This window comes from Nocardia barduliensis (genome assembly GCF_013315795.1).
In the GTDB taxonomy this organism is placed as follows: Bacteria; Actinomycetota; Actinomycetes; order Mycobacteriales; family Mycobacteriaceae; genus Nocardia; species Nocardia barduliensis.
This window is the reverse complement of record NZ_JABLTE010000030.1, coordinates 60,979-81,469: the sequence shown is the minus strand read 5'-3', so window position 1 is coordinate 81,469 and position 20,491 is coordinate 60,979. Positions and strand designations below refer to the sequence as shown.

21 protein-coding genes are annotated in these 20,491 nt (G+C 69.9%); 11 read left to right on the top strand and 10 right to left on the bottom strand.

Annotated features, from left to right (window positions below; genetic code table 11):
* The 4 genes from HOV91_RS15320 to mftA form a co-directional block, all read right to left on the bottom strand.
* The coding region (locus HOV91_RS15320; RefSeq protein ID WP_174186048.1) for a GMC family oxidoreductase N-terminal domain-containing protein at positions 1-578 on the bottom strand (578 nt) is incomplete at its 3' end.
* A gap of 90 nt (positions 579-668) precedes the next feature.
* Positions 669-2,069 carry a mycofactocin biosynthesis glycosyltransferase MftF gene (mftF, locus tag HOV91_RS15315; RefSeq protein WP_174186047.1) on the bottom strand — a complete coding sequence of 467 codons (1,401 nt, stop codon included), beginning with the start codon at positions 2,067-2,069 and terminating at the stop codon, positions 669-671.
* Between the two features lie 231 nt (positions 2,070-2,300).
* A complete protein-coding gene (gene mftC, locus HOV91_RS15310) occupies positions 2,301-3,845 on the bottom strand; it encodes a mycofactocin radical SAM maturase (RefSeq protein WP_174186046.1) in 1,545 nt (514 codons plus the stop codon).
* Positions 3,846-3,861: 16 nt separating this feature from the next.
* Entirely contained in the window at positions 3,862-3,960 is a 99-nt protein-coding gene (gene mftA / locus HOV91_RS15305; RefSeq protein WP_157107015.1) for a mycofactocin precursor MftA, read from the bottom strand.
* A gap of 388 nt (positions 3,961-4,348) precedes the next feature.
* On the opposite strand from mftA, the gene mftR2 reads away from it, so the two are divergent.
* Together mftR2 and HOV91_RS15295 are read left to right on the top strand one after the other, a co-directional pair.
* On the top strand, positions 4,349-4,987 hold the full coding sequence (gene mftR2, locus HOV91_RS15300; protein WP_174186045.1) for a mycofactocin system transcriptional regulator MftR2: 639 nt from the start codon (positions 4,349-4,351) through the stop codon (positions 4,985-4,987).
* Positions 4,988-5,048: 61 nt separating this feature from the next.
* Positions 5,049-6,104 carry a ferredoxin--NADP reductase gene (locus HOV91_RS15295; protein WP_174186044.1) on the top strand — a complete coding sequence of 352 codons (1,056 nt, stop codon included), beginning with the start codon at positions 5,049-5,051 and terminating at the stop codon, positions 6,102-6,104.
* A 58-nt stretch (positions 6,105-6,162) separates the two neighbouring features.
* Here the strand turns inward: HOV91_RS15295 and HOV91_RS15290 are convergent, their stop codons facing one another.
* The 3 genes from HOV91_RS15290 to HOV91_RS15280 all read right to left on the bottom strand — a co-directional run bounded on the left by HOV91_RS15290 (position 6,163) and on the right by HOV91_RS15280 (position 9,486).
* A complete protein-coding gene (locus HOV91_RS15290) occupies positions 6,163-6,912 on the bottom strand; it encodes a DNA alkylation repair protein (RefSeq protein ID WP_174186043.1) in 750 nt (249 codons plus the stop codon).
* 58 nt (positions 6,913-6,970) lie between these two features.
* Entirely contained in the window at positions 6,971-7,732 is a 762-nt protein-coding gene (locus HOV91_RS15285; protein ID WP_174186042.1) for a glutamate racemase, read from the bottom strand.
* A gap of 557 nt (positions 7,733-8,289) precedes the next feature.
* A complete protein-coding gene (locus tag HOV91_RS15280) occupies positions 8,290-9,486 on the bottom strand; it encodes an NAD(P)/FAD-dependent oxidoreductase (protein ID WP_174186041.1) in 1,197 nt (398 codons plus the stop codon).
* A 217-nt stretch (positions 9,487-9,703) separates the two neighbouring features.
* Here HOV91_RS15280 and HOV91_RS15275 point away from each other — a divergent pair, with 217 nt between their 5' ends.
* From HOV91_RS15275 to HOV91_RS15265, 3 genes are all read left to right on the top strand, one after another.
* Entirely contained in the window at positions 9,704-10,060 is a 357-nt protein-coding gene (locus HOV91_RS15275; RefSeq protein WP_174186040.1) for an SPW repeat domain-containing protein, read from the top strand.
* A gap of 5 nt (positions 10,061-10,065) precedes the next feature.
* A complete protein-coding gene (locus tag HOV91_RS15270; RefSeq protein ID WP_174186039.1) occupies positions 10,066-10,689 on the top strand; it encodes a TetR/AcrR family transcriptional regulator in 624 nt (207 codons plus the stop codon).
* Between the two features lie 92 nt (positions 10,690-10,781).
* Positions 10,782-11,738, top strand: coding sequence for a type IV toxin-antitoxin system AbiEi family antitoxin domain-containing protein (locus tag HOV91_RS15265; RefSeq protein WP_174186038.1), 957 nt, complete (start codon positions 10,782-10,784; stop codon positions 11,736-11,738).
* 126 nt (positions 11,739-11,864) lie between these two features.
* On the opposite strand, the gene HOV91_RS15260 is transcribed toward HOV91_RS15265, so the two are convergent.
* Entirely contained in the window at positions 11,865-12,686 is an 822-nt protein-coding gene (locus tag HOV91_RS15260) for an alpha/beta fold hydrolase (RefSeq protein WP_174186037.1), read from the bottom strand.
* 313 nt (positions 12,687-12,999) lie between these two features.
* Here HOV91_RS15260 and HOV91_RS15255 point away from each other — a divergent pair, with 313 nt between their 5' ends.
* Positions 13,000-14,010 carry an adenylate/guanylate cyclase domain-containing protein gene (locus tag HOV91_RS15255; protein WP_174186058.1) on the top strand — a complete coding sequence of 337 codons (1,011 nt, stop codon included), beginning with the start codon at positions 13,000-13,002 and terminating at the stop codon, positions 14,008-14,010.
* A 48-nt stretch (positions 14,011-14,058) separates the two neighbouring features.
* Positions 14,059-14,826: an RluA family pseudouridine synthase gene (locus HOV91_RS15250; protein ID WP_174186036.1), complete on the top strand. Its 768-nt coding sequence runs from the start codon at positions 14,059-14,061 to the stop codon at positions 14,824-14,826.
* 218 nt (positions 14,827-15,044) lie between these two features.
* Here the strand turns inward: HOV91_RS15250 and HOV91_RS15245 are convergent, their stop codons facing one another.
* The gene (locus tag HOV91_RS15245) at positions 15,045-15,647 is read right to left on the bottom strand and encodes a TIGR03086 family metal-binding protein (RefSeq protein WP_174186035.1); all 603 of its coding nucleotides are present in this window, start codon (positions 15,645-15,647) and stop codon (positions 15,045-15,047) included.
* 51 nt (positions 15,648-15,698) lie between these two features.
* Here HOV91_RS15245 and HOV91_RS15240 point away from each other — a divergent pair, with 51 nt between their 5' ends.
* The 3 genes from HOV91_RS15240 (at position 15,699) to HOV91_RS15230 (ending at position 17,849) form a co-directional block, all read left to right on the top strand.
* Positions 15,699-16,136, top strand: coding sequence for a MarR family winged helix-turn-helix transcriptional regulator (locus HOV91_RS15240; protein ID WP_174186034.1), 438 nt, complete (start codon positions 15,699-15,701; stop codon positions 16,134-16,136).
* A gap of 182 nt (positions 16,137-16,318) precedes the next feature.
* The gene (locus HOV91_RS15235; RefSeq protein WP_246350126.1) at positions 16,319-17,104 is read left to right on the top strand and encodes a metallophosphoesterase; all 786 of its coding nucleotides are present in this window, start codon (positions 16,319-16,321) and stop codon (positions 17,102-17,104) included.
* Positions 17,105-17,171: 67 nt separating this feature from the next.
* The gene (locus tag HOV91_RS15230; protein ID WP_174186033.1) at positions 17,172-17,849 is read left to right on the top strand and encodes a phosphodiesterase; all 678 of its coding nucleotides are present in this window, start codon (positions 17,172-17,174) and stop codon (positions 17,847-17,849) included.
* On the opposite strand, the gene HOV91_RS15225 is transcribed toward HOV91_RS15230, so the two are convergent.
* Positions 17,846-18,907, bottom strand: coding sequence for an AraC family transcriptional regulator (locus HOV91_RS15225; RefSeq protein WP_312884622.1), 1,062 nt, complete (start codon positions 18,905-18,907; stop codon positions 17,846-17,848). The genes HOV91_RS15230 and HOV91_RS15225 overlap by 4 nt on opposite strands.
* 85 nt (positions 18,908-18,992) lie before the next feature.
* On the opposite strand from HOV91_RS15225, the gene HOV91_RS15220 reads away from it, so the two are divergent.
* A complete protein-coding gene (locus tag HOV91_RS15220; protein WP_174186032.1) occupies positions 18,993-20,459 on the top strand; it encodes a flavin-containing monooxygenase in 1,467 nt (488 codons plus the stop codon).
* Positions 20,460-20,491: the final 32 nt, after the last annotated feature.

The window sequence follows — 20,491 nt, the reverse complement described above, 5'->3', positions numbered from 1 at the left end:
CAATTGCACGGCACCGCCCCCACACCCGCGCCGGTCCCGGGTGCGTTGAGATCCGGTACTTCGGCGAATCCGGCGGCCAGGCACGCTTGCGCGAATTCCACGCTGACCGGAGCGGGAGCCGACGCGCGCCGCACGGGGATGGGGCCGCCGTCACCGTGCCAGGGCTGCTCGCCGAAGTCCAGGTCCCGCTCGGTCCGGCAGTACATCGGCAGCACGGATGCGTACGACCAGGCGTCCGAGCCGCCGAGCACGCGAGTCCAGGCGTCGAAGTCCGTCACCGTGGCCCGGACGAAGTAGCCGCCGTTGACCGACCCGGAGCCGCCGATCAGCCTGCCGCGCACGATGGTTCCGGGCACCGGCGGGTCGTCGGCGAGGACCACCTCGTAACGCCACAGCCACTGCGCTTCCGGACCGATCGGAAGCGCGGCCGCGTCCATCAGTTCGGCGGGCATCGCGTCCGCGCTGGTCCACAGCGCACCGGCCTCCAGCAGCCGCACCGTGTGCGCCGGATCGGCGCTCAACCGCTCCGCCAGCACACAGCCCGCGGTACCGCCCCCGACGATGAGCGTGTCGGCCATAGGGACTCCCGTTCAGTGTCGCGGCGCGGTCAGCGCCACCGGGCGGGGCGCACGGGTGCGCCGTGGTCCAGGACATCTCGTTCGGGTGGATCAGCGCGACGGTGTGGTGGGTTTGAGCGCCTCCATGCTGCGGGCGCGGAATGCGCCCAGCCACAGACCGGTGCCGTATGCGATGTCGTCGAGCCGCTTGTAGGCCACGTAGCGCACCGGATCCAGGCCGCCCGCGTCGCGGTGGGTGAACCAGTCGGCCAGTCCGTCCGCGACGGCCATGGTGACCGCGACCCGCCGGACCCGCCGGGAGACGACCGTCGCCAGCAGCGTGATCGGCCAGTAGTGCCTGCACATCGCCGAGGCCAAGCGCCACAGTCCGGCGAAGAAGCCGCGCGCCAGGTAGATCGCGGCGATCCGGGTGGGGTTGTCCAGCCCGGCGAAGACGCGGCGCAACCGGGCCAGCGCGGTGATCAGGGTGACGATGCCGCCGAGCAGTCCCCACTTGGTCAGCGTCCCCAACAGGAACGCGGCCAGCAGCGTCCAGGACGGCACCGACAGCGGCGAGACCGTGCCCGCGTGCCGCTCGCCCAGCGGCGCGGCGCCGGTGCCGTAGAAGAGCTTTCGGCCGAACCAGGCCCGGAAGCACACCCGGTGGTCGTGCGCCACGTGCGCGGCGGGCTCGTAGCGCAGCCGCCAGCCCGCCCGCTCCAACCGCCAGCACAGGTCGACGTCCTCGGCGACGTGCATCGCCTCATCGAAACCGCCTTGTTCCAGCAGCGCCCTGCGCCGTGCCAGCAGCGCCGCGCTCGGCACGTAGGACACCAGTCCGCGCGAGTGCACGGCCGCCTCACGCCGGCCCAGGTCCAGCGAGGATCGGGTGTGCTCGTAGCGCGCCAGCGCGTTGGACTCCGGGTCGAGCGCGACGATCCGCGGGGCGACCAGCGCCACCCCGGGGTCGCTGAAGTGGCCGAGCATCACCTCCAGCCATCCGCTGCGCGGCACCACGTCGGAATCCAGGAACGCGACGAAGTCGGTTGTCGCCGCCCGTAAACCGGCATTGCGCGCCGCGGCGGGCCCTTGCTTGCGGTCGTGCCGCAGCACGGTCACCCGGCAGCGGGTGCCGCGGTTGCGCGGGATCCGGACCGGCTGGTCGGACCCGTCGTCGACCACGATGACGTTGTGCCCGCGCAGCGCGGCCAGCAGCCGCGCCAGCCCCTCGGCGTTGTTGTGCAGCGGCACGATGACGGTGACGTCGTCCGGCGAAGGCAGCAGCCGGGGGCGGGGATTGGCCACTCCGGAGTCGAGCAGCCGTCTGGCAACGACGGCGGATTTCGGACCGGTCACCTCGAGGTACCCGTCGCCGATCATCTCGGCGGCCTCCGGGGCAAGTCGCAGCAACCGGGCGGGCGAACCGCCGATCAGGACTCGCCCACCGGAGTATGCGCGTACCCGAGGATCGATCCGCACCCCGAATCCATCGGGCAGGCGATCATGGCGCATTCCTGGCATGCTAGGCGGAGTTTCGGGTGCGGACATCAACAGTCCGGAAAAAACGGCGGAATTCCGGGCGAAACCGGCCCGCCACCGGAAGCCACCCGCCCCGCTTCCGATGCTGGAAGTTCGCCAGCGCGCCTGTCCCAGCATTCGGCAACAGTGCGGCTATCGCCCGGTAGCACACCGGGCGATAGCCGAGACCGGATATTCGGCATACATTCAGCAAACTTCATGGCGTCATGCCAGCGGACTCTCGTCGCAGGCCCGTGACGGACGGCGTTCCGGCGCGAATCCAGCCGGGCGCGTCGCGCTCAGCGTCAACGGGATCGGCCCGCTCTTGCGCCCGCCCGCTCGCGGCCCGGACCGGCGGGAATGGTCGACCGACGAACGCGGGATCATCCGCTCGGTATCGGCCAGCGCCGCCTCGCCGTAGCCCTGGACGCACTCCGGGTCCGGTCCGTCGGCGGGCAGCCCGGTGAAGAACTTCGCCGCCATGCAACCGCCCCGGCAGGCGTCGTAGTGGCTGCACGACGCGCACGCGCCGCCGCCGCTGGGCTCGCGCAGTTCCCCGAACAGCTCCGAGGACCGCCATACGGCGCCGAAACCGCCGTCGGTCACCACATTTCCGGCGTGGAACCGGTCGTGAATGGCGAACGGACAGGCATAGACGTCACCGACCGGGTCGACCAGGCAGACCACGCGCCCGGCGCCGCACATGTTCAGGCCCGGCAGAGCCTGGCCGAACGCGGACAGGTGGAAGAACGAGTCGCCGGTGAGCACGCCCTCGCCGTTGCGCAGCAGCCAGTCGTAGAGCACGCGCTGCTGATCGGGAGTCGGGTGCAACTCGTCCCACACGTCCGCGCCCCGGCCCGACGGCCGCAGCCTGGTCAGGCGCAAGGTGGCGCCGTATCTTTCGGCGATCGCCCGGAACTGGTCGAGCTGTTCGATGTTGTGCCGTGTGGCCACCACCGACAGCTTCGCGTCCTGGAATCCGGCCGCGGCCAGGTTCTCCAAGGCGCGAATGGCCATGTCGTAGGAGCCGGGGCCGCGCACGGCGTCGTTGACCGCCGCGTCGGCGCCGTCCAGCGACACCTGCACGTCGACGTAGTCGCTGGCCGCGAGCCGGGCCGCCACCTCGGGCGTGATCCGGACCCCGTTGGTGGAGAACTTCACTCCCACGTGGTGCGCGGTCGCGTAGTCGACCAGCTCCCAGAAGTCCGGGCGCACCGTGGGCTCGCCGCCGCCGATGTTCACGTAGAACACCTGCATGCGCTCGAACTCGTCGATCAGCGCCTTGCACTGCTCGGTGCTCAGCTCGCGCGGGTCGCGCCGGCCCGAGGAGGACAGGCAGTGCACGCAGGACAGATTGCAGGCGTAGGTGAGTTCCCAGGTCAGGCAGATCGGCGCGGCCAGACCGGATTCGAAGCGATCCACCAAGCGCACCGCCGCGTCCGACGGCGCGACCTCCGCCGCGCGGGGAGCCGAAGCCGCGACCGCGGATGCCACCGGAGCGCCGGCCGGAGCGCCGACGATCATCTGCGAATCGGCGAGCTGGGTCAGCGCATCGACGTAGGCCCGGGTACCGGCCTCGGGCACGCCCGCGGCGCGCAGGGCGGTGCGGGCCGACGCGTGCTCCGGCAGCGACCGGACGATCTCGACGATCCGCGGACTCTTCAGGAAGGAGAGTTTGCGCGTGCCGAAGTGGTAGAGCAGCGCGCCGAAGGGCTCCGGCCGCAGCGCCACTCGGGGGTGCAACTGCCAGCGGGTATCGAGATCGAGCATTGTCCTCGACCGCCCGTCAGTAGACGCCGCACATACCGTCGATGGACACCTCTTCGATGAGGCTCTCCTCGACCAGCGGCGCTTCTTCGGCCGACCGCGCGGCGGCGGTCTCCATCCGTCCGGTGTTGTCGGTGTCGGCGTGTCCGATGGACCCGTATTCCGGCATGGCTACCTCCGCGAGGACGATCCGTGTGCCGGACTGCCCGGTGCAGTCCGTGCTCACACAATAACGTCATAAACTGACAAAACAACAGGTTTCAGTACGAACCGAAGACCCGGGATTCGGCCGCCGCGACGACCGGCCGATTCGGCGGGCGCCGAGTGGAACAGGCGGCGACGAGGTCCGCACCCGGCGCTCTAGACTGCGAATGGCAAGCAGCTGAGCGAAATGTGACGGGCGGCACACGCCCGCAGCGGTAGAGGTGGCATGGGAGTCGGACGAATGCAGGCGAACGGGGGCGGCGGCACGCCATGGTGCGAGCATCAGGCCCGGAGGCGGCAGCTTGCGTAACCACGGAGGACCCGCGAGCACCACGAATGGAACGCTGTCGGAGTTCGAGATCGTCGAGGCCGCGCTGCGGGTTGTCCGCGAGGACGGCGTGGCGAAATTGTCGATGCGGCGACTTTCCCGCGAACTCGGCGTCTCCCCGATGGCGCCCTACTACTACGTCGCGGACAAGCGGGAGCTGCTCGACCTCGTCGCCAGCGCGGCGCTGACCGGAGTGCGCACGCCACCGCCGGAATCCGGGCCGTGGCAGCACCGGCTGCGCGACCTCGTCGACCAGATCGACGAGAAATTGCGCAAGTATCCCGGCCTCGGCGACATCCTCATCGAGCAGATGCTCGGCAAACAGCTGGACCTGATCGCCGCCATCATGGATCTACTGGCCGAAGCGGGTTTCGGTGACCGCAACGTGCTCGCCGCCTACGCGACCATCCACACCTACCTGTTCGGCCGCAGCCGGGTGAACCCGCGCGACCGCTCCGCACCGGCCGACGTGACGCTGCCCCCCGTGGTCGAGCGGGCTACCCGCTACATCGGCGACCTGCGTGGACGCTATTCCTACGACTTCGGCATGGAGGTCCTGATCGCCGGTCTCGAAGCCCAGCTTGTCCGTCAGGCGACGACCGACGTACGATGAAACTGAAACACGTTCTAGTTTTGGCATCGAGGGATGCCCGCGCCAGGTTCGAGAGGACGACATGACGACTGTCGAGGTTCCACACGGCTCGCGCTCGGTCGTGCTGCGGGTGTCCGCGGTCATCGCCGAGACGGCCGACACCCGCTCGCTGGTCTTCGACGTCCCCGACGAGCTGGCCGAGAAATTCCGCTACCAGCCGGGACAGTTCCTCACCCTGCGCATCCCCAGCGACCGGACCGGCTCGGTGGCACGGTGCTACTCGCTGGCCAGCTCGCCCTACACCGACGACCGCCCGAAGGTGACCGTCAAGCGGACCGACGGCGGCTACGGGTCGAACTGGGTGTGCGACAACGTGCGGGCGGGCGACCAGATCGAGGTGCTGCCGCCCTCCGGTGTGTTCACCCCGAAGGACCTCGACGACGATCTGCTGCTGTTCGGCGCGGGCAGCGGCATCACGCCGGTGATGTCCATCTTGAAGTCGGCGCTGGCTCGCGGCACCGGCCGCATCGTGCTCGTCTACGCCAATCGCGACCACGAGTCGGTGATCTTCGCCGGCGAGTTGCGCGACCTGGCGGACAAGCATCCGCAGCGGCTCACCGTGATCCACTGGCTGGAATACCTGCAAGGGTTGCCGACCGCCGACGCGCTGGCCACGCTCGTCGCGCCGTATCGCGGCTACGACGCGTTCATGTGCGGGCCGAAACCGTTCATGGACCGGGTGCACGACGCGCTCGCCCAAGTGGGCGTGCCCCGCTCGCGCACGCACGCCGAGGTGTTCAACTCGCTGGCGGGCGACCCGTTCGCCGATCAGGCGCCGGTCGAGATCTCCGAGGACGAGGCGGCCGACGCGGCGACGGTCGAGGTCGAACTCGACGGCGAAGTGCACGAGCTGAAGTGGCCGCGCAAGCAGACGCTGGTGGACATCATGCTGGCCAAGGGCTTGGACGTGCCCTATTCCTGCCAGGAAGGCGAATGCGGTTCGTGCGCCTGCACGGTGCTCGAAGGCAAGGTCGAAATGGACAACGCCGAGATTCTCGACCCCGAGGATATCGAGAACGGCTATATCCTCGGCTGCCAGGCCCATCCGGTGACCGACCACCTGAAGATCCAGTTCTGAGTCGACCCCGGTTCGAAACGCAATCTTGCGTTCGCCCGCAATTGTTGCGTTGACCGAACTATTGCGGGGCCCGGGGCGCGCGATACGCCGCGCGGACTTCGGGCGGCAGATGCTCGGTCGCGTAGCTCAGCGCGGTGCGTCCCATGTTCGTGGCGTGCCGGTCGAGGAAGCCGGTCAGCAGGCTCCGGTCGACACGCTTGCCGACTTCGCGCAGCATCCAGCCCAGCGCCTTCTGGATCAGGTCGTGCCGGTCGGCGAGCAGCAGTTCGCTCAGCGCGAAGGTGGTCGAGGCGTCCCCCGCCTTGATGAACGCGAAGGTGGACAGCAGCGCCACCCGCCGCTCCCACAGCGATTCGCTCCGGGCCAGCTCGAACAGCAGGTCACGCGGCTTGTCCAGCAGCCACGGGCCGACGATGTGCTCCGCCGACACGTCCACGAGGTCCCAGTTGTTCACCCGACCGCGGCGCACGGCGGCCAGGTACAGCTGCACCACGGCGGCGCGGGCGGCATCGTCGAACGTGCGCGGCTTGGACGCCTGGGCGAATCGGGCGTTCAGGATGACCAGCGCGGTGAACCGGTCCTCGTGCACGTCGCTGTCGAGCAGCTCGTCGATCTCGTCCAGCGCCAGGGCGGCGAAGCGTTTCGCGACGCCACGGCTGGCCGGGACCCGGACGCCGAGGAACACCTCACCCTCGCCGTACTCGCCGGGCCCGGTCTTGAAGAACCGCCGCAGGTGCGCCGCGTCGGCCGGATTCGCCAGTTCCCGCAGGGCCGCTCGCACGTCGGCCGCGGTCACCGAGCCGGTCATCGAACCACACTCCCGTTTCGACCTCGTCGGCGCGGCGGACGCTCCGCCGGGCGGCGGTTCACCCTTGCGCGCCCAGAGCGCGGCCCGACTCGAAGGCGGCCGCGCTGGCGGGCAACGCACCGGGCCGACCGCTGGTGAGCACGCGGATCTCCCCGGCGCCCGTGCTCGGGCGGCCGAGCGCGTCGATACGCCGAACGGTCTGCGCGGCAACGGCTTGCGCGCTGTCGAACAGCCGCACACCGTCCGGCAGCGCGGCCACGATCGCGTCGGTCACCAGTGGATAGTGCGTGCAGCCCAGCACCACGCCCTCGACGTGCGGCGGAGTCCGCGCGGCCGCGTCGGCGATCGCGTCGTGGGCGGCCGCCAGGTCACCGCGATCGATGGCGTCGGCCAATCCGTGGCAGGCCACGCCGACCACGTCGGCGTCGCCGCCGAATTTCGCGATCAGATCGGCCTGGTACCGGCTCGCCGTCGTCGCCGCGGTGGCCCAGACCGCCACCGACCGGCACACCGCCGCCGCGGGCTTGATCGCGGGCACGGTGCCGATCACCGGCACGTCCGGCCCCACCTCCGCGCGCACGTGCTCCAGCGCCGTGACGCTGGCCGTGTTGCACGGTAGGACGATCACCTCGGCCCCCATCCGGAGGGAGGTCCGTGCGGCGCCCACCACGCGCTCGACCACCCAGTCCTCCGGCTTCGGCCCCCACGGCGCGCCCTCCGGGTCCAGTTGCAGCAGCAGATCCACATCCGGCCGCAACTTGCGTAACCAAGCGGAGGTGGGCAGCAACCCCAGACCCGAGTCGATGAGCGCGACGATCACCGCACCACCGTATTACAGCCCCACCGCCAGCCCCGCACACCGCTCACGCCCGGCGCACGCTCCACAACAGGCGCCGGATCACCGGCCGCAACGGGTAGGACCGCGCCGAACAGCCCGCGACAACCGTAATGGACCGCCTACGTCAACAACCGGAACGGACTCCACGCGAGGCGGCCGCGCGGATTCACTCGGCGTGAACCGCTCGGTCACCCGGCGCGGGTCAGCTCGGTGCAAGGCGCTCAGTCACCCCGCGCCAGCCAACTCGGCGCAAGCAACTCGCTCACCCCGCGCCAGTCCACTCGGTGCAAGCAACTCGCTCACCCCGCGCCAGTCCACTCGGCGCAAGCAACTCGCTCACCCCGCGCCAGCCAACTCGGCGCAAGCAACTCGCTCACCCCGCGCCAGCCAACTCGGCGCAAGCAACTCGCTCATCCCGGCGCGGATTCACCCCGGCGTAAGCAACTCGCTCGCCCCGCGCCAGTCCACTCGGCGTAAGCAACTCGCTCACCCCGGCGCGGATTCAACTCGGCGCAAGCAACTCAGTCACCCTGCGTGAGTCAGCTGGGCGCGAGCAGCTCGGTCACCGGAACGCCTGCCGCGATCTTGGCGCGCGCCTTCATCACCTGGGCGGTCATGCCGGCGCCGACCACGCCGGTGAGGTTGCCGCCCTGGGCGTAGTAGGCGAGGAACTTGCGGCCGTCGTCCGAGGCGATGTGCACCTCGTCGGTCGCGCCGGGGGTGCCGAGGGCCTGGATCTTGACGTCGTACTGGTCGCTCCAGAAGTACGGGACGCGCGCCGCGGTGGGCGGTTCGGCGCCCAGCAGCGCGCAGGCGACCAATTTGGCCTGTTCGCCCGCGTTGGTCCAATGTTCGACGCGTTTGCGCGCCCCGGTGTCGTGCAGCCACGCCGCCACGTCGCCGACCGCCCACACGCCTTCGACGGAGGTGCGCCCCACTTCGTCGGCGAGCACGCCGCCACCGGCCGACGGTTCGGCCAGCGCGATTCCGGAATCGCTCAGCCATTCGGTCACCGGACGCGAACCGACGCCGATCACGACGAGGTCGGCGGCGACTTCGGTGCCGTCGGACAGCCGGGCGCCGCGCACCCGTCCCGCGTCGTCGCCGAGCAGCGTGTCCACACCGATGCCGCAGCGCAGGTCGACGCCCTCCGCACGGTGCATCCGCGCGACCAGTTCGCCCACCTCCGCGCCGAGCACCGAGGCCAGCGGCGTGGCCTGCGGTTCGACCAGCACCACAGCCACACCCTGCGCCCGGAAACTCGCGGCGAGTTCGCACCCGATGAAGCCCGCGCCGACGACTAGCGCCGTGGCCGCGCCGGTCAGGTCGGCGCGCAGGGCGACGGCGTCGGAATGGCCGCGCAGCACGTGCACACCGCGCAGCTCGGGCAGGCCGGGCAGGCGGCGCGGGCGCAGGCCGGTGGCGACGATCAGCTGCTCGTAGTCCAGCGTCGTGCCGTCGGCGAGGCGGACGCGACGGGCCGCGGTGTCGACGCCGACCGCCTCGGTGCTCAACCGCAGCTCGATCTGCTTCTCGTCGTAGAACTCGCTGGGACGCAACGTGGTGTCGTCGGTCTCGCCGCGCACGAACTGCTTGGACAGCGGTGGCCGGTCGTACGGCAGCCGCGACTCGTCACCGACCAGCACGAGCGCACCGGTGTATCCCGCGCGGCGCAGTTCCTCCGCGGTGCGCAGGCCGGCGAGGCCGGCTCCGACGATCACGATCGGCGCGGTCATGCGGCCATCCCTTCCTTGGAACCCGGCCGCCGGTTCCACGGGACCGGCGGTGCGACGAAGCTCACCCTAACCTCCGCTTGGTTCTCCCCTCTGTGAGGACCGTCACGTCACGGCGGCCGTCGGACTGCCGCCCAATCGTTTCCGTCCCGATATTGATCGGGCGGTCAATCAGAGTTATACCGAGGACAGGACATATTCACAGCCCGAGGAGGCACACATGTTCACCGAGAGCCGCGCGCAAGATCTCCTGGCGGTCGTGCTCGGAGCCTTCGCCGCACTGTCCCCCTTGTGGGTGGACACCAACGACAACGCCATGTGGTCGCTGATCGTGCTCGGCGTGCTCATCGCCCTCACCGGTCTCGCACAGATGGCCCGCCCCGAGATGGCGGCGGCGGACTACGTGATGGGCCTGTGCGGCGCACTGCTGTTCATCTCCCCCTGGGTCATGGACTTCACCGAGTACCGCAGCGCATCCTGGACCGCGTGGGTGGTCGGGGTAGTGACGGCGGTGGTCGCGGTAGCGGCACTGCCCACGGTGTCGGGACGTCTGCACGACATGGCTCCGCATCACTGATGCAGATGCCCAAAGCCCGGCGTGCCGGGCGGCGCCGCAGCGCGAAAGCCGACGGCGACGCCCGGCAGCTCATCCTCGACGCCGCGGAGCGACTCTTCGCGGCGCAGGGATTCGACGCCACCGCGACGGCGGCCATCGCCGCCGCGGCCTGCGTCCCCAAAGGACTCGTCTTCTATTACTTCCCGACCAAGGATTCGATCCTGTCCGCCTTGATGTCCGAGCGGGTGCCCGCGCAGCCGATCGATGACATCGGCACGGTGGTGACGCCGGGAGATCCGGCGGCCAGCCTGGTCAACCTCGACGCCGCCCTGAATCTGCGCGACCACCACTCGTCGGTGCTGCGGGTGATCCTGTGGCGGGAGGCCGACACCCATCCCGACGTGCGACGGCAGCTGCGCCGCCTGCGGGATCAAATGCTGGACGTCACCGCCAGGGTGCTGCAAGCCAGCGCTCCGGGCCCGGTCCGCCCCGGCACCCTGCGGGCGTGCGCCGCGGCCTGGGTCTCGGCGATGTTCGCCATCGCCAGCACCGACCGGCTGCACGCGCTCGACGGCGTGCCGCTGCCCACCGCCGACGAGGTGCTGAACGTGGCTCGAGTGGTCGCGGCGGGCATGACCCAGATGGGCTGATCGCGCACCGGAGTTATGCACAGCATGCGTGTTGTCCCCAGTCGCCCGTGCGGTGGGTGTGGCGGGGCCGCGGGTCGATCACGATCGTCGGTATGGAAGCACCGCAACTGATCTCGCGCCGACAGGCGCTGGCCTCCGGCCTGTCCGACAACGCGCTGCACCGATTGTGCCGGACCGGGCAGTGGTCGCGGCTGCGGGCCGGGCACTACCTGAACTCGCCCGCGTCCGGCCTCGGGGCGACCGGCCGGCACCTGCTGCTGACGCTGGCGACGGCGGAGTCCACCTCCGAGTCCGCCATCACGAGCCACTGCTCGGCGGCGGTGCTGCACGGAATGGCAACCTGGGGCATTTCGCTCGACCGCGTTCATCTCACCAGGAACCGGATCAACGGCGGTCGGTCGAGCAGGCGGATCGTGGTCCATTCGGCCCAGGTGGAGCCGGACGAGATCACCTTGGTCGACGACATCCGGGTGACCACTCCGGCGCGAACCGTCCTCGACATCGCCCGATCGGAAGGCTTCGAACAGGCCGTCGTCCTCGGAGATTCCGCCTTGCGTCAGGGCGTGACCACCACGGCGGAACTACGCGAACAGCTCCGCAGGGCCAGGCACCGGCCCGGATGCCGCCGGGCCGCCCGCGTCCTCGGCTTCCTCGACGGGCGCAGCGCGAGCGTCGGCGTATCGCGCAGCCGACTCGTGCTGCGGCAGTACGGTTTCCCCGCTCCAGAAGTGCAGGCACGCGTCTTCTCCGATAGCGCGATCTGCGTCGGCCGCGTCGATTTCCTGTTTCCCGACCTCGGGGTGATCGGCGAGTTCGACGCAGGGGCCGAGTACCGAACCGCGGCGCGCGGCCTCCGGCCTGCCGCACCGGCGGACAACGCGGCGCGGCTGCGCGAAGACCAACTGCGCGCCCTCGGCTGGGCGGTCGGCCGCTGGACCTGGGAGGACCTGTCCGCTCCCGCCCGTATGGCCGAGCGCCTGCACATGGCGTTCCACACCGCCCGCGACGACCACCGCTCCGGCTATTGGACGCCCACGCCCGCACCTTGATCGCATGCCCGCAGTCCCACGAACGCGAAGAGGCGTCCCATGATCCACTACCCGATCACGAAGCCCTTGTTTACCGAGCGGGGCAACCCGGGTTCGCGCCGCGCCGAAGACGCGGTCGGCGGCGAGTCATGCATTCCGCGTGAGGAATTCGGTGACGTCGGCGGCGAAGCGGGGGTGTTTGATGGCGCCCATGTGGCCCGCACCGGGGTAGATGACGAGGCGCGAATCGGGGATTCCATCGGCGGTACGACGGAAAGTGGCGACGCTGTAGGCGGCGTCCCGTTCGCCGCCGACGACGAGGGTGGGCGCCTGGATCTCGCCCAAGCGCTCCCCGACGTCGAATCCGTCCTCGGCGCGGAGGAAGGCGTGCGTGTCGGCCGGGTCGACCGGGCGGGTCAGCGGGTCGAGCAACCACATGGCGGCGGCCGCGAAACGCGCGGCGACAGGCGAGGACACGGCGATCGGCGCCAGGTGGTGCATCGCCCGTCGGCCGCGCAAAGCGGCTTCGGCGTAGCGCATCTGGCCTTCCTTGGCGGCCGGGTCCAAGCGGTATCCGGACGACGCTACGACAAGGCGGCGCACGACCTCGGGATGATCGGCGGCCAGTTGCAGCGCCACCGAGCCGCCGGAGGAGATGCCGAGTACGTCGACCGGCTCGCCGAACTCACCGCGCAGCGCGTCCGCGTGCTCGGCGGCGATCTCGCCCATCGTGCTGCCCTCCGCCATGCCCGGCGCACGGCTCACCGCGTAGACGCGGAAGTTCCTTGCGAGCGGCGCCAGCGTCTTGACCTCGGAGTCGCGCATCCACCCGCGAGGATTCGCGTGGTCGGGGCTGAACCACCGGAGAAACACCAGCGGCCGACCGGAGCCGATGGCGAAATACGGCAGGCCGTGCGCCCAGCTACCCTCCGTGATCTCGAACCCGGCAACCCGTCCGGTCTTGCCCACAGTGCCCTCCGATCAGAGACCCGTCCGTCGTCCCGACGCTATCGGAGCAAGCCGTGGGACGCGATGACCTCCGTGGTCGGACTCGCGATCGCCGCGCGCGCCCGGCCATCGCCGGTGCGCTCGGTCACGGACCTCCCGCACGCGCCCCTGGCCGGGGAAGGGCCGCACCCCGTCCACCGCCGCACAGCGCTGAAGGAGACCGATAACACCCTCGGCGCGCGGGCGAAGCCGATGTCGGCCGCTCGGCGGTATGTGAACTGCCCCAATGAAGGCCGCGTCGACGGATGCGGCCCGTAAGGTACCGATCATGGACATGGCGCCCACCGAGAGGTCCGAGCTGGTGCAGTCGGTCGTCGAGTCCTACCTGCTCGACGGAGCTCGCCGGTACGACCGCACCGAGGTCGCCGAGCAGTCGGGGACGACGACGGCGCTCACGAAGCGCCTGTGGATGGCGCTCGGTTTCCCGTCGAGCATCGGTGACGAAGCGGTCGACTACGCCGACGCCGACGTCGCGGCGGTGCGCAACTTCCAGCAGCTCACGGTGTTGTCCTCGGCGGACAGCAAGCAGCAGTCGGCGACCGCGCGCACGCTCGGCCAGGGCATGGCGCGCCTGGCGGAATGGCAGGTCGACCTGGTGCTGGCGGAGATCGAGGAACGCATCGCCCGAGCGAATCCCGATGCCGACCCGGAGGAGACGGTGCGCGCCGCCACCGAGGGCGCCATCGCCACGCTGGAACAGCTGAACGCCTACGCATGGCGGCGGCATCTCGCCGCGGCGCTGGCGCGCTCGCTGGACCCGGGGACGAGTGCGGGTGAGTCGGTGCGCGAACTGGCCGTCGGGTTCGCCGACATGGTCGGCTACACCAGGCTGACCAGGCACCTGCATCCGGACGAACTGTCCATGCTGCTGGAGGCGTTCGAATCCACCACCACCGCCGCCATCACCGAGAACGGCGGATGGGTGATCAAGAACGTCGGCGACGAAGTCATGTTCGCCACCGAATCCGCCACCGAGGCCGCCCGCATAGCCCTCGCCATCCAGGAGTCCACCATGATGGTGGGCGGCACCCCCGACTTGCGGGTCGCCGTCGCTTACGGCCCGGTACTGCAACGCTTCGGGGACCTGTACGGCTCGGTGGTGAACATCGCCTCGCGGCTCACCGGCGTCGCGCGGCCGGGCACCGTCCTGGTCGACGACCACGCCGCCGCCGCACTGGAGGGCGACCCGGCATTCACCATCAAGCACCTGCGCAGCGTCCGGGTACGCGGCTTCAACCGCCTGCGGCCGCACCTGCTGCGGCGCAACGGCAAGAACGGCAGATAGCCCCGACCGCCTGCCGCCTGTCCGCGACGCCCGCCCTAGGCTCGTCCGGTGGACACGGACTGGTCACAGCTGCGCGCGCGTTCCCTGGTCGAGGAGGACGCGGCGATCCTGGCCCTGCGCAAACCGGCCGGCATCGCGGTCACCGGTGAGCGCCACGACACCGACCTGGTCGAGCTGGCGGCCGCTGCCGGTGAAACGTTGTATCCGGTGCACCGGATCGACAAGGTGACCTCGGGGCTGATCCTGTTCGCCAAGGAACTCGGTGCGCACGGCGAGCTGACCAGGCAGTTCAACAAGCAAACCGCCGAAAAGGCGTACCTGGCCGTCGTCGCGGCCACCGGCCTGCCCGAGACCGGCGAGTTCGATCTGCCGCTCAGCGTGGGGCGCAAGAACCGGGTGCGGATCGCGGCGCCGCGCGAGAGCATCCGCCATGCGGAGGGGCGCTGGTTCGTCGATGACGCCGACCTGCTGCCCGTCAAGAACTACCCGTCGCTCACCCATTTCGTGACGGTGCTGCGCGGCCCGGCGCACACCGTGCTCGCGCTGCGCCCGGTCACCGGCCGCCGCCACCAGATCCGCGTCCACTTGGCCTGGACCGGGCATCCGATCGTTGGCGATCCCCTGTTCGACCGCTCCGGCGCCCACCAACGGACCTACCTGCACTCCTGGCGCCTCGGCCTCACCGCCTCCTGGCGCACCCCGCCGGAACTGTCGCTGACCGCCGAGCCCGACACCGATTTCTGGCGTCCGCTTGGCGAATCCGCGACCCCGCCACCTCTCGACCACGCAGCCGATCTCCTGCGCGCGATCCGGTAGGCGGCCCCGCGGACCCGCTCTGTTCTGCACAGACCCGGCACAGCCCCGCACCCGGCTTCCACCACCCGAACGCCTGCGGCAAGAGCGTTGAGTCGGGCACCGTGACCATTTGTCGCGCTCTCGCGCACGGCAGGCACTGGTTCGCGGTTCATCCACAATCATCCTCAGGCGAACTGCCCAGGTGCGTGAGCGCGTGCGAGGGCAGCCGCCGGAGCACGTCAGTTCGGCCAGTTCGGCGAGCGGCCGAGAGCCAGCAGGATTCGATCGAGAGTCGAGGTCTGCTCCGGTTCGGCCAGCGCTGGACCGAAGGGCGCGCCGGGGTCGGAGCGTTCCGGGCCGTCGGGGACGGTGCGGGCGATGCTCAGCGCTGCGTCGGCCACGGCGGCATCGGGCGTGATGGTCTCGCCGATCGATCGCGCGACGTCCCAGGCATGGACGACGCTGTCCACCAGATGGAAGCCGATCACCTGGGCGGCGGGAATGCCCTGGTCGGGCAGGATTTCCGCGAGCACCAGCGTGCGCTCGAAGACGTCCTCGGCGGCGAAAGCGGACAGCACGTCGTCGGCGGAGACGTGATAGTCCGCGACCGGATCGGCGGACGGGCGAACAGCCCAGACACCGGGATCGTCGCCACCCCGCGCGGCGTCGGCGAAGCCGTGGTTCTGGGCGATCATGTGTTCCAGCAGGTCACGCAGACGCCAACCCGCACAGGGGGTCTCGGCGTCCAACTGGTCGGGGCGCACACGGGCGACGGCGTCCACGCTCAAACGAACCGACCGGGCGTGCCGGGCACGCAATTCCTCTACCGAATTAGTAAGCATCTGCACATCATATGTACGAGCTTACAATTTGCCAAGCAGTATCGTCGGTCCATGCCGAACGCCCGTCCCGATCTCGCCGCGATGATCGCGCCGCTCATCCGGGCGCTCATGGCCGCCGAACTGCCCATCCTGGAGCGCCATGAGCTGTCGATGTGGGGCTATTCCGTCCTGCTCGGCCTCGGGGCCGAGCCCGTGCACACCCAGGCGGCGCTGGCCAAGGCGATCGGCGCGGACAAGACCCGCATCATCGGCGTGCTCGACGAGTTGCAGCGCCGCGGCCTGATTACGCGCGAACCCGATCCGAGGGACCGGCGGGTCAACCTGATCTCGCTCACCGAGGCGGGCCGCGACCTGCGCGACCGTGCCCAGCGCGACATCCAGGCGGGCGAGGACCGCCTGCTCGAGCGACTGCCCGCGCCGGATCGCCGCACGTTCCTGCGCGCCCTGCGCACCCTCTCCGACGCGGTAGCCGAATCCCCCACGACCTGACCCCGCGAGACCGCGACAACGCATTTCACAATGTGATCCCAACCACAGTTCACCGAGGAGTTTTCGTACGGTGGCGAGCGTCATGGCGACGCGTAATACGCAGGTCAACTAGCCTGATGACGTGCGGTGGCCGCGACGCGCGCACCCTCTGACGCAGTGCAGCGAACCCCTAGCGAAAGCGAATGCCGATGATCCTGGTGGCTCAGGTCAGCGACACACATTTCGATCTCGGCACCCGCAATGCCGAACGTGTGCAGCAGGTGATGGCGTTCATCGCCGGCCTGCGCCGCAGACCTGACGCCATCCTCGTGACCGGCGACATCACCGATTCCGGCAAACCCGAGCAGTACGCGGAGGCCAAGCTCGCCTTCGACGCCGAGATCCCCGTGTACGCCATCCCCGGCAACCACGACGACCGCGCGGGCTTCCGCACGAGCCTGCTCGGCGAGCCCGCCTCCGACGCTCCGATCAACCGCTCGCATCGCATCGGCGATCTCACCGTCGCGCTGCTGGATTCGAGCATTCCCGGGGAGGCCGGCGGGCGGCTCGCCGACGAGACCTACCGGTGGCTGGACGCGGTGCTCGACACGGCGCCTGCGGGCAAGCCCATCCTGCTCGCGCTGCACCACCCGCCCGCGCACCTGTTCAGCCCGATCGTCGACGACATCTCCCTCGCCGAGCCGCAGCGCCTGGCCGAACTGGTGGCCGGGGACGACCGGATCGTCGCCGTTCTCACCGGGCACGCGCATTCCGCCGCGACCACCACCTTCGGTGGGCGCCCGCTGCTGGTGGCGCCGAGCACCGCGTCGGTGCTGAGCGGCGAGTGGGAACTGGACCTGCCCGACCAGGTCATGGACTACGCGCCCGACCCGGCGGTCGCGCTGCACGTCATCGGCGACGACCACCGGCTCACCACCCACTTCCGGACCATTCCGCTGGGCGGCCGGATCGGCGTGCAACCGGTCTGAGGCCGGTTTACCCGGCCCGAGCCGGGGCAATCGGGAGGCACACGACGCCTACCCGGGAGGATTCGCCATGGTCGATCTACCAGCCGCAGTGGTGAAGAACGCGTTCGCGGCCGGAGCGCGGATCCGGCATGCGCGGGTGTTCCACCCGACGGGGTTGCACCTGGCCGGTCGCCTGCACGCGGAGCCGGAATTCGAGCCGCTCTTCGGCCCTGGCGACCGCGCGGTCATCGCGCGGTTGTCCAAGGGCGTCGGCCTGCCGAACGGGCTGCCGGATGTGCTCGGCTTGGCGTTCCGAGTACTCGGCCACGACGACCAGCCTTGGGATTTCGCACTGGCCACCACGGGCCAGGGGTCGCTGGGCAGGCTGGTGATCACCCCCGCGCGCGGCTGGGCAAGCGCACGCTACGGCTGCCTGATGCCCTACCGGATCGACAACTCCGCACCCACCTGGTTCTTCGCCGAGCCCGACGGCGTGCAGCCCGGGTCCGCGTCGCTGGAGTCGATGCAAGCCCACCTGCAAGAGGATCTGGTGAGCTTCACCCTCACCGCCAGCCGCCTCAGCGGCCCCGCCTGGCGGGTCGCCGAACTGACACTGCGGCCCGCCGAATCCGCCGAACATCGCACGGACTACTTCGATCCGATGCTCAACCATCCGCCCGAGGTCGAGCTGTTCCCCAAAGCCATCGGCAAGATTCGCGAGCTGGCCTACACCGGTAGCAGGAGCGGGCGCGGCGAAGGGGCTTAACGCCGGACGGCGCGTTCGCGGCGGTAAGCCGCCGGGGTGTTACCGGTCCACCGCTTGAAAGCGAAGATGAACGTCGAGGCTTCGGCGTAGCCGAGCCGGATCGCCACGTCGCTCACCGATAGCGGTGTGGCGGTGAGCATTTCCTCCGCCAATGCCCGCCGCACTTCGTCCAGCAGCGCGCGATAGCTGGTTCCCGCCGCGTCGAGGTGGCGCCGCAGCGTGCGCGTGCTCATATTGAGATCGTTCGCCACGACGTCGATGCCCGGTGGCGCAGCGAACCCGTCCGCGCCGCCGCGCGGCACCAGGCGCTCGCGCACCTCGGCCGCGATGCCGGTGCGAGCCCTGCGGCGGTGCACCAGGTCCCGGCACTGCGCCAGGCACATCGCCCAGGTGTGCTCGTTGGCCTGCGGCAGTGGTTGTTCCAGCAGCATCGGTTCGATCGCGAACAGGTTGCGCGGCATGCCGAAACGCGGCGGCACCACCGTGACCTCCGTGATCCGGTCCGCGTACGCGGGTGCGGGAAAACGGAATTCGGCCCTGGTCAGCGGCAAGCGGGTGCCGAGCAGGTCGCTCATCACCCGATGCATAGCCGTGACATCGCGTTCGACGAGGAACTGGCGCACGTCGGCGGGCACCGACTCGTCGTGCACCACCGCGACGAACTCGCCCTCGCCCCACTCGGCGACCGGCAGGCAGAAGGTGAAGCTGAGATCCAGGTAGCGCAGCGCGAAGCTGATCGCCTCCCCGAGCGTCGGACTGCTGACACACGCGAAGCCGAAGATGCCGAAGGTGGTGATCCGGTAGCGACGGCCGACCTCCACACCGAGCGCGGGCCGGTCGGCGAGTTCGCGGACGAGATTGCGGATGACCGCCAGTTCGGTGTGCGCGTCGATCTGCGCGTCCGGATCACGCAATTGCTGCTCGGTGAGGCCGGTGCCGCGCAGCATGGGCGCGGCGGGCACACCGCGCTCAGCTGCGTAGCCGACCATCAGCGCCACGCTGGCCACCCCGCGCGGAAAGTTCCAATCGCGGATTTCCGGATCCTGCACCCGCTCCACGCGGACATTATGGCCGAATTTCTCGATACGACGGCACACCGGCTCCTACAGTGGAGACAGTTACGGTCGCGGTGAGGAGTGTCACATGACAGTGCGCAATGGGCCATCGATCCTCATAATCGGCGCCGGCTTCGGCGGCATCGGCATGGCGATCGAGTTGCGCCGCAACGGCTTCGACGACATCACCATCCTGGAGCGCGCCACCGACATCGGCGGGGTCTGGCGGGAGAACACCTACCCCGGCGCCGCCTGCGACGTGCCGTCCCCGCTGTACTCGTTCTCGTTCGAACCCAAGCCGGACTGGCCGCAGCGGTACTCGGGGCAGGCCGCCATCCACCGATACCTGCGCGGCGTCGCCGAACGCCACGGCGTGCTGTCGGCGATCCGTTTCGGCACCAGCGTCACCGACGCGGAATTCGACGACGCCACCGGCCGGTGGACCGTTCGCACCGCCGACGGCGGCAGCTGGATCGTGGACGTGCTGATCTCGGCGGTGGGCCAGCTGTCGCGCCCGTCCCTGCCCGCCATTCCCGGCATCGAGACCTTCGCGGGCCCGTCGTTCCATTCGGCCGAGTGGGACCACGACGTCGACCTCGCCGGCAAACGCGTGGCCTGCGTCGGCACCGGGGCCAGCGCCATCCAGTTCATCCCGGAGATCCAGCCCCTGGTCGCCGAACTCACGCTGTTCCAGCGCACGCCCGCCTGGGTGATCCCGAAGTTCGACACCGATTACACGCCGATCCAGCACAACCTGTTCGCGCGGGTGCCGGGCATGCTGCTGGCCGAACGGTTCGGGTGGTGGTCGATCGCCGAGTTCGTCTCGCTCGGACTGGTTGAGGTCCCCGCGATCGCGCGGTGGGTGGCCCGCATCGCCGCCCGGCACCTGGCCGAACAAGTGGAGGACCCGCAACTGCGGGCCAAACTCACCCCGGACTATCCGATCGGCTGCAAGCGCGCGCTGTTCTCCAACGACTACTACCCCGCGCTCACCCAACCGAACGTACGGGTGGAGACCACCGCCATCAGCGAGGTCACCCCGCGGGGCATAAGCACCGCCGACGGAGCGGTGCACGAGGCGGACGTGATCATCTACGGCACCGGCTTCAAGGGCACGGAGTTCCTCTGGCCGATGGACGTCTACGGCCGCGGGGGCCGCAAGCTGGCCGACGCCTGGGCCGACGGCGCGCACGCCTACTACGGCATCACGGTGCCGGACTTCCCGAACCTGTTCCTCGTCTACGGGCCGAACACCAATCTCGGCGTCGGCTCGATCATCTACATGATCGAGTCGCAGGCTCGCTACATCCGCCAGGCCGTGCGCTTGCTCGCCGACCACCCCGGTCACTGTGTCGAGGTCCGCGCGGACCTGGAGGAGGACTACAACACCGCACTCCAGCAGCGCCTGGCCCGCACGCCGTGGAACTTCTGCTCGAGCTGGTACCGCGACTCCGCGGGCCGCATCACCAACAATTGGCCCGGATCGCAGGCCAGTTACCGCCGCCGAACCCGTCGCCTCGACCCCCGGCATTACACGCTCACCCCGGTCTCCTGACCGACGCCGATCCAGCTCGACCCGGCATCTCC